General features: G+C 45.3%; 15 protein-coding genes. 1 reads left to right on the top strand and 14 read right to left on the bottom strand.

Annotation, left to right across the window (positions count from 1 at the left end):
• Nucleotides 1–59: 59 nt before the first annotated feature.
• From malS to spo0F, 10 genes are all read right to left on the bottom strand, one after another.
• The gene (malS, locus tag NYE20_RS20185; RefSeq protein ID WP_003244309.1) at nt 60–1,757 is read right to left on the bottom strand and encodes an oxaloacetate-decarboxylating malate dehydrogenase; all 1,698 of its coding nucleotides are present in this window, start codon (nt 1,755–1,757) and stop codon (nt 60–62) included.
• Nucleotides 1,758–2,046: 289 nt separating this feature from the next.
• Nucleotides 2,047–2,634 (bottom strand): thymidine kinase, encoded by a 588-nt coding sequence (locus NYE20_RS20190; protein ID WP_014478269.1) that lies wholly within the window; start codon nt 2,632–2,634, stop codon nt 2,047–2,049.
• 88 nt (nt 2,635–2,722) lie between these two features.
• On the bottom strand, nt 2,723–2,923 hold the full coding sequence (rpmE, locus tag NYE20_RS20195) for a 50S ribosomal protein L31 (RefSeq protein ID WP_003151132.1): 201 nt from the start codon (nt 2,921–2,923) through the stop codon (nt 2,723–2,725).
• Between the two features lie 118 nt (nt 2,924–3,041).
• Nucleotides 3,042–4,325, bottom strand: a complete 1,284-nt coding sequence (gene rho / locus NYE20_RS20200) for a transcription termination factor Rho (RefSeq protein WP_003221939.1) — start codon at nt 4,323–4,325, stop codon at nt 3,042–3,044.
• A 30-nt stretch (nt 4,326–4,355) separates the two neighbouring features.
• Nucleotides 4,356–4,517, bottom strand: a complete 162-nt coding sequence (locus NYE20_RS20205) for a hypothetical protein (RefSeq protein ID WP_003227632.1) — start codon at nt 4,515–4,517, stop codon at nt 4,356–4,358.
• A gap of 214 nt (nt 4,518–4,731) precedes the next feature.
• Complete coding sequence (gene glpX, locus NYE20_RS20210; RefSeq protein WP_003242962.1) at nt 4,732–5,697, bottom strand: class II fructose-bisphosphatase; 966 nt, start codon at nt 5,695–5,697, stop codon at nt 4,732–4,734.
• A gap of 30 nt (nt 5,698–5,727) precedes the next feature.
• Complete coding sequence (locus tag NYE20_RS20215; RefSeq protein ID WP_070547961.1) at nt 5,728–7,017, bottom strand: UDP-N-acetylglucosamine 1-carboxyvinyltransferase; 1,290 nt, start codon at nt 7,015–7,017, stop codon at nt 5,728–5,730.
• Nucleotides 7,018–7,395: 378 nt separating this feature from the next.
• Nucleotides 7,396–8,034, bottom strand: coding sequence for a fructose-6-phosphate aldolase (gene fsa, locus NYE20_RS20220; RefSeq protein WP_003227626.1), 639 nt, complete (start codon nt 8,032–8,034; stop codon nt 7,396–7,398).
• 119 nt (nt 8,035–8,153) lie between these two features.
• Nucleotides 8,154–9,011 (bottom strand): class II fructose-bisphosphate aldolase, encoded by an 858-nt coding sequence (locus tag NYE20_RS20225; RefSeq protein WP_003243339.1) that lies wholly within the window; start codon nt 9,009–9,011, stop codon nt 8,154–8,156.
• Between the two features lie 180 nt (nt 9,012–9,191).
• On the bottom strand, nt 9,192–9,566 hold the full coding sequence (gene spo0F, locus NYE20_RS20230; protein ID WP_003227621.1) for a sporulation initiation phosphotransferase Spo0F: 375 nt from the start codon (nt 9,564–9,566) through the stop codon (nt 9,192–9,194).
• 165 nt (nt 9,567–9,731) lie between these two features.
• On the opposite strand from spo0F, the gene NYE20_RS20235 reads away from it, so the two are divergent.
• Nucleotides 9,732–10,253, top strand: coding sequence for a DUF2529 domain-containing protein (locus NYE20_RS20235; RefSeq protein ID WP_014481199.1), 522 nt, complete (start codon nt 9,732–9,734; stop codon nt 10,251–10,253).
• Nucleotides 10,254–10,334: 81 nt separating this feature from the next.
• Here the strand turns inward: NYE20_RS20235 and pyrG are convergent, their stop codons facing one another.
• The 4 genes from pyrG to NYE20_RS20255 all read right to left on the bottom strand — a co-directional run bounded on the left by pyrG (nt 10,335) and on the right by NYE20_RS20255 (nt 16,141).
• Nucleotides 10,335–11,942: a CTP synthase (glutamine hydrolyzing) gene (gene pyrG / locus NYE20_RS20240; protein ID WP_003227612.1), complete on the bottom strand. Its 1,608-nt coding sequence runs from the start codon at nt 11,940–11,942 to the stop codon at nt 10,335–10,337.
• A 241-nt stretch (nt 11,943–12,183) separates the two neighbouring features.
• The gene (rpoE, locus tag NYE20_RS20245) at nt 12,184–12,705 is read right to left on the bottom strand and encodes a DNA-directed RNA polymerase subunit delta (RefSeq protein ID WP_014665742.1); all 522 of its coding nucleotides are present in this window, start codon (nt 12,703–12,705) and stop codon (nt 12,184–12,186) included.
• Nucleotides 12,706–12,887: 182 nt separating this feature from the next.
• The gene (gene acdA / locus NYE20_RS20250) at nt 12,888–14,027 is read right to left on the bottom strand and encodes an acyl-CoA dehydrogenase AcdA (RefSeq protein WP_339183929.1); all 1,140 of its coding nucleotides are present in this window, start codon (nt 14,025–14,027) and stop codon (nt 12,888–12,890) included.
• Complete coding sequence (locus NYE20_RS20255) at nt 14,024–16,141, bottom strand: heterodisulfide reductase-related iron-sulfur binding cluster (protein ID WP_029318706.1); 2,118 nt, start codon at nt 16,139–16,141, stop codon at nt 14,024–14,026. Before NYE20_RS20255 ends, acdA begins: the two co-directional genes overlap by 4 nt.
• Between the last annotated feature and the right edge of the window lie 12 nt (nt 16,142–16,153).

The raw sequence follows: 16,153 nt of genomic DNA on the forward strand, positions 1-16,153 counted from the left end.
GTCCGTATACTTTAGCTTTACAAAAAGCTTTCCCTCGGACAGAAAAATTTACTCGCTAATTATTTCGCGATGACTTTTTTGTATTCAGGTGTCCACATTGCATCAAGTACCGCTTGTTTCACATCTTCAGGCTGACGATTTGCCACGCCGTCTTTAATTGCTGCTTCAGCAACGGCAATCGCAACTTGGATAGAAACCTCTTGAAGCTTATCAATGCTTGGAAGCAATCCTGCTCCAGGTGTTTCAAGATCAACCATTTCAGCAATCGCATCAGCAGTTGCAGCAAACATAGCAGGTGTAATGATACGCGCTTCAGCTACAATTGAACCAAGTCCAAGGCCAGGGAACGCGAATGCGTTGTTAGATTGTCCGATTTCATAAGAAACACCGTTGTATTCTACATTGTCAAATGGGCTTCCTGTTGCAATAAGCACTTTTCCGTCAGTCCATTTGAACAGATCTTCAGGAACAGCTTCAGCAAGGTGAGTCGGGTTAGACATCGGCATGATAACCGGACGGTCTACGTGAGATGCCATTTCTTTTACAATTTCCTCTGTGAATGCACCTGAAACCCCTGAAGTACCAATCAAGATTGTTGGTTTCGCTTGACGAACCACTTCATCGAATGGAATTTGACCTTTTTCATCGCGCTTCCAGTCTTTCACTTCATCCGCATTGCGAAGGTAAGGTTTTTGGAAATCAAGGATGCCTTCGATGTCTTCAGTCAGCAAGCCTCTGTAATCAAGTGTGTAGAAACGTTTGTTAGCTTCTTCTTCAGATAATCCGGCTAGCACCATTGTGTCACGGATTTGGTCAGCAATACCGATACCAGCAGAACCAGCACCGAAGATAACAACACGCTGATCTTTAATAGAAGCGCCGGTTTTCTTCATAGCGGCAAGCACACCTGCAAGTGTAATCGCGCCAGTACCTTGAATATCATCATTAAATGTCAAGATTTCATGATTGTATTTTTTCATGATGTTGCGTGCATTCTTGTTGCCAAGGTCTTCCCAGTGAAGAAGCGCTTTAGGGAAGAATTTCAATGCAGCTTTTACATAAGCGTCAATGAAAGCTTCGTAGCGTTCACCTTGAACACGTTCATGCTTGTTACCAATATATAAAGGATCGTTTAGAAGTTTTTCGTTGTTCGTACCGACATCAAGCACAACCGGGATAACACGGCTAGGGTCAATACCAGCTGCAGCAGTGTAAACAGCCAATTTACCGATTGCGATATTAATACCGCCTACACCCCAGTCACCGATACCGAGAATGCTTTCGGAGTCAGTAGCAACGATAAGATCAATATCGCCTGCTGTCGCATGAAGGTTTTCAAACGCTTTTTCAATACCGTCAATGTTATCGATTGACAAGTAGATTCCTTGAGGTCTTCTATATTCATGGCTGTATTCCTGAATCGCTTCACCAACTGTTGGCGTGTACACAACAGGAAGCATTTCGCGAAGATGGTTTTTCAGCAATTTATAGAAAAGAACTTCGTTACGGTTTGCAAGATCACTTAAGTAAACATTTTGACGAAGGCGGTCAGGCTGCGCTTGGAATTGCTCGTACGCGCGTTGTGCTTGTTGATCAAGAGAAAGTACAGTTGGCGGCAGAAGCCCTTCTAAGCCGAGTTCTTGTCTTTCTTCTAGTGAAAAAGCAACGCCTTTATTTAAAGTAGGAATAGATAAAACTTCTTTTCCTCTAAGAGTTGTTTCTAAGTGGCCTTCTTTCGTTTTTTTTATGTTATTCAAGCAAATCTCCTTCTTTCTTGAAATAGTTAACCAAGTTAAGTAATAACCCATCTAAAATATGACCGATCATGATCTTTATGCGACTTTGTGACAATTATTCGAACAATGTCTCAAAACTATTTACATTACGTAAGCTATTGTATGCCTGTCAAAATCAAAATTCAAGGGAAGAAAATTACTTAATTTTTTAATATACTTATTTAAATTTTTTAATTGAATATTATCAGAATATAAAAAAAACACCGGTGTTTTTAGCCGGTGCATTCTATCTTTATACCCATGTTTTGGACTATTTTTTAGATTTACCTGGGACTTCGTGATGATGTCTGCATCTTGCTTCATATGATTCAGATGCACCAACCAAAATGACCGGATCATCGTAAGAAGCAGGTTTGCCGTCAATGAGGCGCTGTGTTCTGCTCGCCGGTGATCCACAAACAGAACAGACGGCTTGCAGCTTTGTCACACTTTCCGCAATCGCCATGATATTCGGGACGACACCGAACGGCTCTCCCCTAAAATCCATATCAAGGCCTGCTGCTATCACACGGTAGCCTTTATCGGCAAGAGATGATAAAACCTCAACAATTTCCTGATCAAAAAACTGCACTTCATCAACCGCAATCACATCTGTACTTTCACTGATGTGATCCCAAATGTCCGCAGCAGACGAAATGGCATAGCTCGTCATCGATGTTCCATTATGGGAGACAACAGCAGCTTCGCTGTATCGGTTATCAATTACAGGCTTAAATACCCTGACTTCCTGCTTGGCATAAGTTGCTCTCTTCACTCTTCTGATCAGCTCTTCAGATTTCCCCGAGAACATGCTGCCGCAAATCAGCTCAAGCCACCCGCTTTGTTTCATTATGTACATAGGCTTCGCTCCCCTCTCTCTGCCAGCTGTGTTTTAGACAATATAAAAAACAGGCAAGACTGCTGCTTGCCTGTTGAGAAATCTATTATTACTTAAGACCGTATTTTTTGTTAAAGCGATCAACACGACCATCAGCAGAAGCGAATTTTTGACGGCCAGTGTAGAATGGGTGGCATTCAGAGCAAATCTCAACGCGTACCTCTTCTTTTACTGAGCCTGTTTCAAATTCATTTCCGCAAGCGCATTTAACTGTTGCTTTTTTGAAATTAGGATGAATTCCTGCTTTCATTGTATCCATCTCCTTCCGCCCTGAATCCCGTGTGGAAACAGAGTTATTATTTCGGAGCATTGTCCGAAACGCATATGAGAAAATTATATCAGTGATTTACTTCTTTTGCAAATACAATTTACCTTCTTGCAGATGATAGATTTGCCTGTTTCCATTCTTGATTGAGAATATCGAAAAATTCCTGGTTTGTTTTGGTTTTTTTCATTTTTCTCATGAACTTTTCTGCGAAATCAGGTGAATCAGACATCGTTTTGCGGATAGACCATAAACGATCAAGATGCTCTTTAGGCACAAGCAGTTCTTCTTTGCGCGTTCCTGAACGGCGGATATCGATGGCAGGGAAGATGCGGCGCTCGGCAAGAGAGCGGTCAAGATGGAGTTCCATGTTGCCTGTTCCCTTGAATTCTTCATAAATGACATCATCCATACGTGAACCTGTATCAACCAGAGCCGTAGCAAGGATGGTTAAGCTGCCGCCCTCTTCGATATTTCTCGCAGCCCCAAAGAAGCGTTTCGGACGGTGGAACGCCGCTGGGTCAATCCCCCCGGAAAGCGTTCTTCCACTTGGCGGAATCACTAAGTTGTAGGCGCGGGCAAGCCGTGTGATGCTGTCCATCAGGATAATGACGTCTTTTTTGTGTTCCACGAGACGCATCGCACGTTCAAGCACAAGCTCGGCCACTTTGATATGGTTTTCCGGCACTTCATCAAACGTTGAGCTGACGACATCCCCAGCTACAGAGCGCTCGATATCGGTTACTTCCTCAGGTCTTTCGTCAATTAAAAGCACGATCAGCTCTGCTTCAGGCTGGTTCGCTGTAATGCTGTTGGCAATTTCCTTCAGCAGCATCGTTTTTCCGGCTTTCGGCGGCGCAACAATCAATCCGCGCTGCCCAAATCCAACCGGCGCCATCATGTCCATAATTCTTGTAGACAAGAAGTTCGGCTTTGTTTCAAGCACCATTTGACGATCCGGATAAAGGGGCGTAAGAGCCGGGAAATGCACACGCTCTTTTGCAGATTCGGGATCATCCCCGTTTACTGCTTCAACGTGCAAAAGTCCATAGTAACGCTCATTTTCTTTTGGCGGGCGAACCTTGCCAGATACTTTGTCTCCGTTCCGCAAATCGAAACGGCGGATTTGTGAAGCTGAGATGTAAATGTCTTCTGAGCTTGGAGAGTAGTTGATCGGTCTCAGGAAGCCGAAACCTTCAGACTGGATGATCTCAAGAACGCCTTCCATAAACAGCAGATCTTCCTGTTCTGCATTCGCTTTCAGAATGGCGAAAATGAGTTCTTTTTTTGTCAGTTTGCTGTAATAGGAGATTTTATAATGTCTTGCAAGTTCATAAAGCTCTTTCAATTTCATATTTTCCAAAGAGGAAATAGATACGTCTTTCATAAAAACACCACGCTTTTCATAGTCAATATCTTACTCTGAACATGTCATCTGCTGCTTTTGCACAACATCCGCCAAAGCACATTCTTTTTTTAACATAAAGGAACTTCTATCGGTAACACTTCCACCCATGATCGGCGCTTTTGTTAAAAGGATTGTCTTAATGAGTTTTGAAGGAAGCGAGGACAAAAACATGAGAAGATCAATACTTATATCGTCTGTATGCGGTAGAAATTGAAACTTTCCTAGTGCTTAAAAGAAGGTATTACGCAGAAAAATTCGCAGCACTCTTTATTTTTACCTTATTTCAAAAAATTATTCAACTGAAATAAGGTTTTGACACGGAATTGATAGAGTTGACGCTTTTCTGCAAAAGTTAAAGCGGGCTCACACCCGCTTTTTCTGTTTGTTATGGACGGATTACAAGATTTGGTTTCTTTTTCAAGCTGTGTCTGCCGTCAACGAAACGAACAGTGCCTGATTTTGCACGGATAACTAAGCTTTCAGTTGTACCGACAGAGCCTTTGAATTGAACTCCTTTTAACAGCTCGCCGTCAGTAACCCCTGTAGCTGCAAAAATCGCGTCATCACCCTTCACAAGGTCTTCCATGCGAAGGACTTTGCTTAAATCAAGGCCCATTTTGTGACAGCGAGTGATTTCTTCTTCGCTTTGCGGAAGAAGTTTACCAATGATTTCTCCGCCGAGTGCTTTTAGCGCAACAGCGGAAAGCACACCCTCAGGAGCGCCGCCTGATCCGAACAGGATATCAACGCCCGTGTGGTCGAAAGCCGTGTTGATGGCGCCTGCGACATCGCCGTCATTGATCAATTTGATTCTGGCGCCGGCCTCACGAAGCTCGGAAATGATTTTTGCGTGTCTTTCACGGTTTAAAATTGTGGCAACGACGTCCTCAACGTCCTTGTTTTTCGCTTTTGCCACCGCTTTAAGGTTGTCAATGACAGGTGCTTCGATGTCAATGCAGCCCACCGCTTCCGGACCGACTGCGATTTTTTGCATATACATGTCAGGAGCATTCAGAAGCGTGCCGTGGTCTGCGACCGCGATCACCGTCAGCGCGTTCCAGCCGCCGCTTGCTAAGATGTTTGTGCCTTCAAGAGGGTCAACTGCGACATCCACGCGAGGGCCGTACCCGTTTCCGAGTTTTTCCCCGATATACAGCATCGGCGCTTCGTCCATTTCCCCTTCACCGATTACAACGGTCCCTTTCATCGGCACTGTATCAAAAACGTCTCTCATTGCACTTGTTGCCGCTTCATCAGCCTCATCTTTTTTTCCCCGGCCCATCCATCTTGCTGATGCCAATGCCGCAGCCTCGGTTACACGTACCAATTCCATTGATAAACTTCTTTCCATTTCAACACGATCTCCTCTCACAAGAAACCATTATGAATTTTGAAGCTGTTCTATTTCTTCGTCAGTCATTTTTTCACGCCAAATTGTCGCTCCAAGCCCCTCAAGCTTCTTCTCAAGGCTGCTGTATCCGCGGTCAATATGCTCCAGTCCCGTAATTTCCGTGACGCCATCAGCCATCAGTCCGGCTACCACCAAGCAGGCTCCGGCACGCAGATCACTCGCCTTCACTTTTGCGCCTTGAAGCTCGACAGGACCTGTGATGATGGCAGATCTGCCTTCTACTTTCATATTGGCACCCATTCGTCTCAGCTCATCAATGTGCTTGAATCTTGCCGAGTAGATGGTGTCTGTGACGACACTCGTCCCTTTCGCCCTTGTCAGTAGCGCCGTCATCGGCTGCTGTAAATCAGTCGGAAACCCCGGGTATACGAGGGTTTTAACGTCAACCGGCTTTAAGTTCTTCTGCCCGCCGACAATGAGGAGCTGGTCGTCGCTTGTTTCGATATGATAGCCCATTTCTCTCAGCTTTGCCGTTAACGACTCTAGATGAGTGGGAATGACGTTATCGATAATGACTTCCTTGCCCATTGCAGCCCCTGCAATCATAAATGTCCCGGCCTCAATTCTGTCCGGAATGATCGTATGCTTGCAGCCGTGCAGTTCCTTCACGCCGTCGATTCGAATCACATTGGTGCCCGCACCTTTGATTTTGGCGCCCATGCTGGTAAGCAATGTCGCGACGTCAATGATCTCAGGCTCCTTGGCAGCGTTTTCGATGATCGTTTTCCCTTCTGCCAAAACAGCGGCGAGCATAATGTTAATCGTTGCCCCAACGCTTACGACATCTAAATAAATCCGTGCGCCTCTCAGCCTTTCAGCTCGCAAATAAATGGCGCCTTGTTCATTGGTTACTTCAGCTCCGAGTGCTTCAAAGCCTTTGATATGCTGATCAATCGGACGGGGCCCTAAGTGACAGCCGCCAGGCAATCCAATGACCGCCTGCTTGAAGCGGCCGAGCATCGCCCCCATTAAATAATATGACGCGCGAAGCTTTTTTACTTTCCCGTTAGGAAGCGGCATGCTGATCATCGACGTAGGGTCAACAACCATTTCCCCATTCTCAAAATGCACGTTGCCGCCGATTTCCTTTAACAGGTCACGCAGCGTTTCAATATCTGAAATCTCTGGAAGCCCTTCAATTGTCACCTCGGAATTTGCCAAAATGGTTGCAGGTATTAACGCAACAGCGCTGTTTTTAGCGCCGCTGATATGTACTGTACCGTTTAACGAGTCACCGCCGGCAATATTCAACTTTTCCATGATAGTCTCCTTCCATAAGAAGATAGCTGCGGAGCTAAATAAAATGTCATTTTATTCTGTCTCTGCAAATAAAGCTCATGTCCAAAATCTAGCCAATTCGAAGAGAAAGAATACAACACATTGTAAAATATCAGGAAGAAAATAGCGAAGCTTTGGGGGGTACAGGTTTCAAAAGATGCACAGAGACCCGCCGGCTCGAGAGACATCGTCGTCATCCGGCAAAAGCAGTACGCATACCCTTCATTCCGATATCAGCTTCTGCAGCCCAATGATTCCTTCTCTGTAAAGCGGCGTCAGCATCTGAAGATCCGCTGTATCAGGTCGGTGAAATACAAAGGCCGCGGCAAACAGGCATAAAGCTGTTTGCCGCCCCTTTCATTATTTGTTCCAGTCTGCCAGGAATTGTTCGATTCCTTTGTCTGTTAACGGGTGTTTAGTGAGCGCATGAATGACTTTCAGCGGCATTGTGCCGATATGAGCCCCTCTAAGAGCAGCTTCTGTCACGTGCTGCGGATGGCGGATTGACGCTGCAATGATTTGCGTGTCAAGGCCGTGAATATCAAAAATCTGTTTAACTTCTGAAATCAGGTCAAGCCCGTTGTGGCCGATGTCATCTAAACGTCCCAGGAATGGAGATACATATGTTGCCCCCGCTCTGGCAGCAAGAAGCGCCTGGTTGGCATTGAAGATCAATGTAACGTTTGTTTTGATGCCTAAGTCAGTAAGTGCTCTTACCGCTTTTAAACCGTCAGACGTCATTGGGATTTTCACCGTAATGTTCGGAGCGATCTTCGCCAGTTCTTTTCCTTCCTCGATCATTTCCTCAGCTTTCAAAGAAATAACCTCTGCGCTTACAGACCCTTTCACGACGTCTGTGATCTCGCGAAGACGGTCGTGGAATGATACGTTAGCTTCCTTTGCTACTAAACTAGGATTCGTCGTTACACCGGCGAGAATTCCTAATTCATTCGCTTCTCTAATTTCATCGATATTGGCTGTATCAACAAAGAATAACATTTTCAAAAAGCCTCCCTGATTAAGAAATTTTCTGAACTGCGAATATGATTGCGCTTTCTAAAGATAGACGGAAAACCGCCTGTCAAGCTGTCAGGCGGCTATAAAAAGTTCCAATTGAATTAAGCTTGGTTTGAAGAACCAAATTCACGCATTTTACCGATAACTGTTTCTTTGATCGCTTCACGAGCTGGTCCAAGGTATTTACGTGGATCGTACTCGTCAGGCTTAGCTGCCAATGTTTCGCGAACAGCTTTTGCAGAAGAAATTTGGTTTTCAGTATTCACGTTGATTTTAGCTGTACCAAGTGAAATTGATTTTTTGATGTCAGCAGTCGGAATTCCAGTACCGCCGTGAAGAACTAGCGGAAGACCAGTTGATTTTCCGATCTCTTCCATTTCTTTGAAGCCAAGGTTTGGCTCACCTTTGTAAGGGCCGTGAACAGAACCTAATGCAGGTGCAAGGCAGTCGATGCCAGTGCGCTCAACAAGCTCTTGGCACTCTTTAGGATCAGCGTAGATTACGCCTTCAGCGATAACGTCATCTTCTTGTCCGCCTACTGTTCCAAGCTCAGCTTCTACAGATACTCCGTGGAAATGAGCAAGCTCAACAACTTTAGCAGTTGTTGCTACGTTTTCTTCAAATGGATGGTGAGAAGCGTCGATCATTACAGATGTGAAACCTGCATGAATCGCTTTCGCACAAGATTCAAAGCTTGAACCGTGGTCTAAGTGAATCGCAACAGGAACTGTCACTTTGTACTCTTCCATAAGTGCTTTTACCATAGCAACGACTGTTTTGAAGCCGCCCATGTAGCGTCCCGCACCTTCGGAAACACCAAGGATCACTGGAGATTTTTCTTCTTCAGCTGCTTGTAAAATCGCTTGAGTAAACTCAAGGTTGTTTAAGTTAAATTGTCCTACAGCGTACCCTTTTTCTTTAGCTGTATTCAACATTTCCGTCATAGAAACTAAAGGCATGTCGAATGTCCTCCTTATGTAGCCTGATTGTCTTCTAGCGAAAAAAGCTTTCCACCCTAGCATGACCCATATATTGCTGTCATATGTAAATACTCAGATCGCTTTTTCTCCATAACTAGGATACCAACTTTTCGACAAATCGGCAACATAATGACATGATTCATTTGTTTCTTCTTTTTGTCAGTTAGACTTCAGGGGCAGATATTTTTTGACGGCGTCTCTGATTTCGTCGATGTCAAACGGCTTGGCAAAGTGCGTCAGGGCGCCCAATTCCTTCGATTCTTGGATCATGTCGAGCTCTCCGTATGCCGTCATGATAATGACCCGGATGTTTTCGTCAATGACCTTCATCCGTTTTAAGATTTCGATTCCGTCCATGCCGGGAATTTTCATGTCCAAGAGCACAAGGTCGGGCCGTTCTTTTGTCACAATGTCAAGCGCCTGCAGGCCGTTCGCAGCCTGAAACGTCTGGTAGCCTTCTTTATTGAACACTTCATTTAGCAAAATACGAATGCCGTATTGATCATCAACGATTAAAATTTTTTCATTCATCATTTTACACCCCAATATTATGATTTTCGTCAAAAGTAAGCAGTATTGTATGTATTCTGTTTGATTTTCCTATTTCCTTTAATTATAATAGTCTACTTTACGACATTTTCTGAGCATTTTCTCTTTTGTTGTATACTGATATTGTACGTTATAAAGGAGGATTCACTTATGTTGAAAATATTCACGACGCAGTTAACAGGTATTTTTTCCCGCATTCAGGATAAGGAATCTGACGCGATTGAAGATGGGGCGCGGCTGCTTGCTCAAGCGGTGATCAGCGGGCATTCCATTTATTTATACGGAGCGAATGAGCTTCAGGGCGTCTTTTTTGAGGCCACCGAAAGCAAAGAACCCTTCCCATCTGTCAAAGCCTTTCCAGAAAGCGCTGAGGAAGTGACAGAAAGCGACAGGGTGCTGATGTTTTGCTCAGGGACGGGCACAGCCGAAGAACAGGCCCTCGCAAAAGAGCTTTATGAAAAAGGTGCGGGAGTCGTATGCGTATCGCCCGCAGCCAAAGACAGTGCTGGAATAGAACAGTATTGTGATGTGCATATTGATTCTAAATTAAAAATGCCGCTTGTTCCCGATGAAGACGGCACCCGTTACGGGTTTCCCTCTTTAATGACAGCACTGTATGTCTATCACGCTTTATCGTTTACACTAAAAGAAATTCTGCAAGAGTATGCATAATATCTTATTGTACATGCTGGAACTTGCCGGAAACAAATAAAAAAGACTTGCCCGCTTTTGAAAAACGGCAAGTCTTTTTTATTACTTCTGATTTGCAGCTTCGACAGACGCTCCGATAAAGCCTTTGAATAGAGGCTGAGGTCTTGTCGGTCTTGACTTGAACTCTGGATGGAACTGAGAAGCCACGAACCAAGGGTGGTCTTTTAGCTCGATGATTTCAACAAGGCGTCCATCAGGGCTTGTGCCTGAGAATACGAAGCCTTGCTCTTCCATTTGCTGTCTGAATTCATTGTTAAACTCATAGCGGTGGCGGTGGCGCTCGTACACCACTTCATCCTGATACACTTCAAAGGCTTTCGTGCCTTCTTCAAGCTTACAAGGGTAAAGGCCGAGACGAAGCGTTCCCCCGAGATCCTCCACATCCTTTTGTTCAGGAAGAAGATCAATGATCGGGTATTGAGTTGACGGATCAATTTCCGCTGAGTGAGCGCCTTTTAAGCCCAATACGTTTCGTGCGTATTCAATAGATGCCACCTGCATGCCCAAGCAAATGCCCAAGAACGGAATGTTGTTTTCGCGCGCGTATTTTGTCGCGACGATTTTGCCTTCAACACCGCGGTCTCCGAATCCGCCCGGCACAATGATGCCGTCTGTTCCGCTTGTGAGTTCTGCGATATTGTTTTCTGTCACTTCTTCTGCGTTGATCCACTTCACTTTTACATCTGTGTCAAACGCATAGCCCGCATGGCGGAGAGACTCGACAACAGAAATGTATGCGTCAGGAAGCTCAACGTATTTGCCGACAAGGCCGATTGTAATCGTTTGAGACAGGTTGCTGACTTTGTTAACAAGCTCTTTCCACTCGGACATTTCCGCTTCTTTGCATGCCAATTTCATGTGCTCGCAAACAAGCTTATCAAGCCCTTGTTTTTGAAGCTCCAGCGGAATGGAGTAAAGGTTGTCCGCATCTTCACATTCAATAACCGCTTTTGTATCGATGTCGCAGAAAAGCGCGATTTTATCTTTCATATCTTGGGAAATCGGCATTTCTGTACGAACGACGATGATGTTTGGCTGAATGCCCAAGCTGCGCAATTCTTTTACGCTGTGCTGTGTCGGTTTTGTTTTTAATTCGCCAGCAGCTTTAATGTAAGGCACGAGCGTACAGTGGATGTACATTACGTTTTCACGGCCGATGTCGCTCTTCATTTGGCGGATCGCTTCAAGGAATGGCAGTGATTCGATGTCTCCGACAGTACCGCCGATTTCTGTAATGACAACATCTGCGTTTGTCTCTTTCCCTGCGCGGTAAACACGGTCTTTCAATTCGTTTGTGATGTGCGGAATGACCTGTACGGTTCCTCCAAGGTAATCTCCGCGGCGTTCTTTTTTAAGAACTGTTGAATAGATTTTACCTGTTGTCACGTTGCTGAATTTATTCAGGTTAATGTCGATAAAACGCTCATAGTGACCAAGGTCCAAGTCTGTTTCAGCGCCGTCATCCGTTACGAATACTTCACCGTGCTGGTACGGGCTCATTGTTCCCGGGTCAACGTTGATGTATGGATCGAATTTTTGAATCGTCACGTTCAGTCCGCGGTTTTTCAGCAAACGCCCTAATGAAGCTGCTACAATACCCTTTCCAAGTGAGGATACAACTCCCCCGGTTACAAAAATATATTTCGTCATTTCGTTTGCTCCTCTCTTCGCTCTTAGCTACATTTTTAAAATGTACTATTTTATAAAAAATCATTTAGCCTTTTAAATGATTTATAAGAAAAATGAGGGGTGAAAATAAGAAAGCTCCCTTTCAATTTCTTGAAAGGGAGCATAACGTACTATGTTCTCTCTTCGTTTTTGAAGAGCCCAAAATACATACTACATAGTTCGACTATGAAAGTCAAGATCGTTTTGAAGATGAAATCTGATACTATTTAATTTCCTCTTCTTCATCATCATAGTCTTCATCATCTTCATCAACAATATCTTCTTCGATCTCAAGATCGTCGTCGTCTTCGTCAAGATCTTCATCGTCAAAATCGTCGGCTTCAAGATCGAGTTCTTCCTCAACTTCATCCAAATCAAGGTCGTCTTCGTCGATCTCTTCAAACTCGTCAAGATCAAGATCTTCTTCGACTGCTTTCTTCGCTTTTTTCTTTTTCGCCTTGACTGTCGGCTGAGTTTCTTCATCAAGCTGATCATACGGATACCAGCTGCGAAGCCCCCACGTCTGGTCAGAAAGCGCCAGGAAGCGGCCGTCAATGTTTAAATCTGTATAAAATTGAGCGATGCGGTCTCCAAGCTCTTCTTTTTTCACGCCGAGCAAAGATGCGATTTCATTTAAAAGCTCCTGAAAAGGAACTGGTTTTTTATGTTCTTCAAATAATTCGTGAGCGATTTCAACTAAAGCCATTTCCTTTAGCTCTTCCTGTGAATATTGTTTGATACCCAAGGTCGGACACTCCCTTTCTATTACTTATATGTATCTGTTTTATCAATAATGAAAGCGATTTTGTATCGTTCTTATACAAACCATACCTCTCATTATAAACAAAATAAAACAGAATATGCTACCCTTAACAGCGTTAATTTAAATAATTTTACAAGAGTGATCCGACTGAGAGATGTTTTCCGTTAATCCGCGAGCATTCTGGAGATGACCAGTCTTTGAATTTCTTGAGTGCCTTCATAGATTTGCGTGATTTTTGCATCACGCATATAGCGTTCTACCGGATAATCTTTTGTATAGCCGTAGCCGCCGAAAATCTGCACGGCTTCGGTCGTTACCTTCATCGCCGTATCCCCAGCCATCAGTTTGGACATGGCGGAAGCTTTTCCATATGGAAGGCCCGATGATTCTAACCACGCAGCCTGATAGGTCAATAGCCTTGAAGCTTCTATCATTGTCGCCATATCCGCGAGTTTAAAAGCGATGCCCTGCTGCTCGGCGATCGATTTTCCGAATTGCTTTCGCTCTTTTGCATATTGAAGCGCCGCATCAAGCGCTCCTTGAGCGATGCCTACGGCTTGTGCAGCTATGCCGTTTCTGCCTCCGTCAAGCGTCTTCATCGCGATTTTGAAGCCTTCTCCTTCTTCTCCGAGACGCTTTGATGCGGGCACCACACAATCTTCGAACATGATTTCCGTTGTCGGTGAAGAACGGATGCCCAGCTTCTTTTCTTTCTTGCCTGTAAAAAATCCTTCAAAATCCTTTTCTACTATAAAAGCGGTAATGCCTCTTTTCTTTTTCTCGGGATCGGTGACGGCAAAAACAATGTAAATATCAGCAACACCGCCGTTTGTGATAAACACTTTGGAACCATTTAACACATAGTCATCGCCGATTCGTTCAGCAGTTGTTTTCATGCTGCCGGCGTCAGAGCCAGACCCTGCTTCGGTCAAAGCGAATGCGCCGATTTTCTCTCCGAGGGCCAGCTGTGTTAAGTACTCTGTCTTCTGTTCCTCCGTCCCAAAGGCAAACAGCGGCCAGCTGCAAAGAGAGATATGGGCGGAAAGCGTCACTCCGGTGGAGGCGCACACTTTTGACAGCTCCTCCACCGCGATGACGTAGGCCAAATAGTCACTTCCGATTCCGCCGTAATCTTCAGGCCATGGAATTCCCGTCAGCCCCAGATTTGCCATTTCCCGAAACAGCTCGCGATCGAAGCGTTCTTGTTCGTCCCGTTCTGCCGCTGTCGGGGCCACCTCATGCTTCGCAAAATCGCGCACCAATTTTCGTATCATCTGGTGTTCTTCTGATAATGAAAAATTCATTGCTTCTCCCCCATTTTCAGATCAGCGCCTAAAACGGATTGAGCCAGAAGCTCGACGACGTCGTACGTTTTGACTTGGTCTTCAGCTTCCTTCGCCTTTGTGCCGTCCCCAAGCATTGTGAGACAGTACGGACAGCCGGAACTGATCACCGATGGGTTGACTGCGAGCGCTTGCTCTGTCCTGGCGACGTTAATCCTGTTGCCTGTTTCTTCCTCCATCCACATTAATCCCCCGCCGGCTCCGCAGCACATGCCGGTTTCCCGGTTTCTCTCCATTTCAACAAGCTGCACGCCCGGAATGGCTTTCAAAATCTCTCTCGGCGGATCATAGACTTCATTGTACCGGCCCAAATAGCATGAATCATGGAAGGTAATCGTCTCATGAAGCGGGTGCTGCGGCTTTAATTTTCCGTTTTTCACAAGCTCGGCCAGCACTTCTGTATGATGATAAACCTCGCCTTCAAATCCGAAATCCGGATATTCGTTTTTAAATAAATTGTATGCATGGGGATCGATCGTAACGATTTTTTTGACATCATTTTTTTCAAATTCAGAAATATTCTTCTCAGCCAGCTCTTGGAACAAAAATTCATTTCCGAGGCGGCGCGGCGTGTCTCCTGAATTTTTTTCTTTATTGCCGAGGATCGCGAAGGACACGCCCGCGTGATTGAGCAGCTTGGCAAAGGAAATTGCGATTTTCTGACTTCTGTTGTCGTAAGACCCCATGGAGCCTACCCAGAAAAGGTACTCAAATTCTTTTCCTTCTTTTTTCATTTCTTTTACAGTCGGAATCTCAGCATCCGGCGCCTCGTCACGCCAATTTTCACGTTCCTTGCGGTTGAGTCCCCACGGATTCCCCTGCCGCTCAATACTTGTCATTGCGCGCTGGGCGTCACTGTCCATTTTTCCTTCTGTCAGTACGAGGTAGCGGCGGAGGTCGATGATTTTATCCACGTGCTCATTCATGACCGGGCATTGATCCTCACAGTTTCGGCAAGTGGTGCATGCCCAAATTTCTTCCTCTGTGATGACGTCGCCGATCAAGCTTGGATTGTAATCAAGCGCCGCTGCGGCTTCCTGCGATCCGCTGCCCGCTGACGCCGCAGCCAGCTGATTGCCTCTCGTATGCCGAAACGCTGCTGCGGGCACCCATGGGGAGCGCGAGGTGACGGCAGCGCCTTTTTCCGTGAGATGGTCTCTGAGACGCAAAATCAAGTCCATCGGAGAAAGCATTTTTCCGGTGCCTGTTGCAGGACACATATTGGTACAGCGGCCGCACTCGACACACGCATATAGATCAAGCAGCTGAGACTGTCTGAAATCCTCAATTTTTCCCGCTCCGTAGCTTTCTTTCGTTTCGTCGGTAAAATCAATTTTTTCAAGTTTTCCGGCAGATTCCATTCGATTGAAAAAGACGTTTGCCGGGCCGGCGATTAAATGGGCATGCTTCGACTGAGGCACGTACACTAAAAAGCTAAGCAAGAACAGAAGATGGATCCACCAAGCGATATAGAAAATCACCGCCGCGCCTGTTTTCCCGACACCGCTAAGCATAAACGCAATACCTGAGGCAATTGGCTCGCTCCAAGAAAGCCCATGCTCATGCCAAATCAGATTCATCCCGTTCCCAAGCAGAACGGTCAGCATTAATCCTCCGATAAAAATGAGAACGAGTCCGGCTTTGAAACCGCGTTTCAGCCTCACGAGCTTTTCGATATAACGTCTGTAGAATGCCCACCCAACAGCAATTAAAATGAGAAACGTAACAATTTCCTGAAAAAAGGTGAAGGCGGGATAGACAGGGCCAAGCGGCAGATTCCGGCCGGGAGCCAGTCCTTTGATGATAAAGTCAATTGCTCCGAACTGAACCAATATAAATCCGTAGAAAAACATGACGTGAATGATTCCGCTTTTCTTGTCCTTGAGCAGTTTTTTCTGTCCGAATACATTCACCCATATGGCGTGAAGCCGTTCCTTGAACCGTTGATCAAATTGTTCTTTCTGGCCGAGCTTGATGTAGGCCAGTCTCGTTTTGACCAAGTACACAAACAAATAGACAGCGTAAGCGGTTACAATCAGAAATAATAATGCATTTGCAATGAGAAAGCCGCTCATTCCAATTCCCCC

Origin of the sequence: Bacillus sp. FSL R5-0416, assembly GCF_037975425.1 — a bacterium.
Taxonomy (GTDB): Bacteria; Bacillota; Bacilli; order Bacillales; family Bacillaceae; genus Bacillus; species Bacillus subtilis.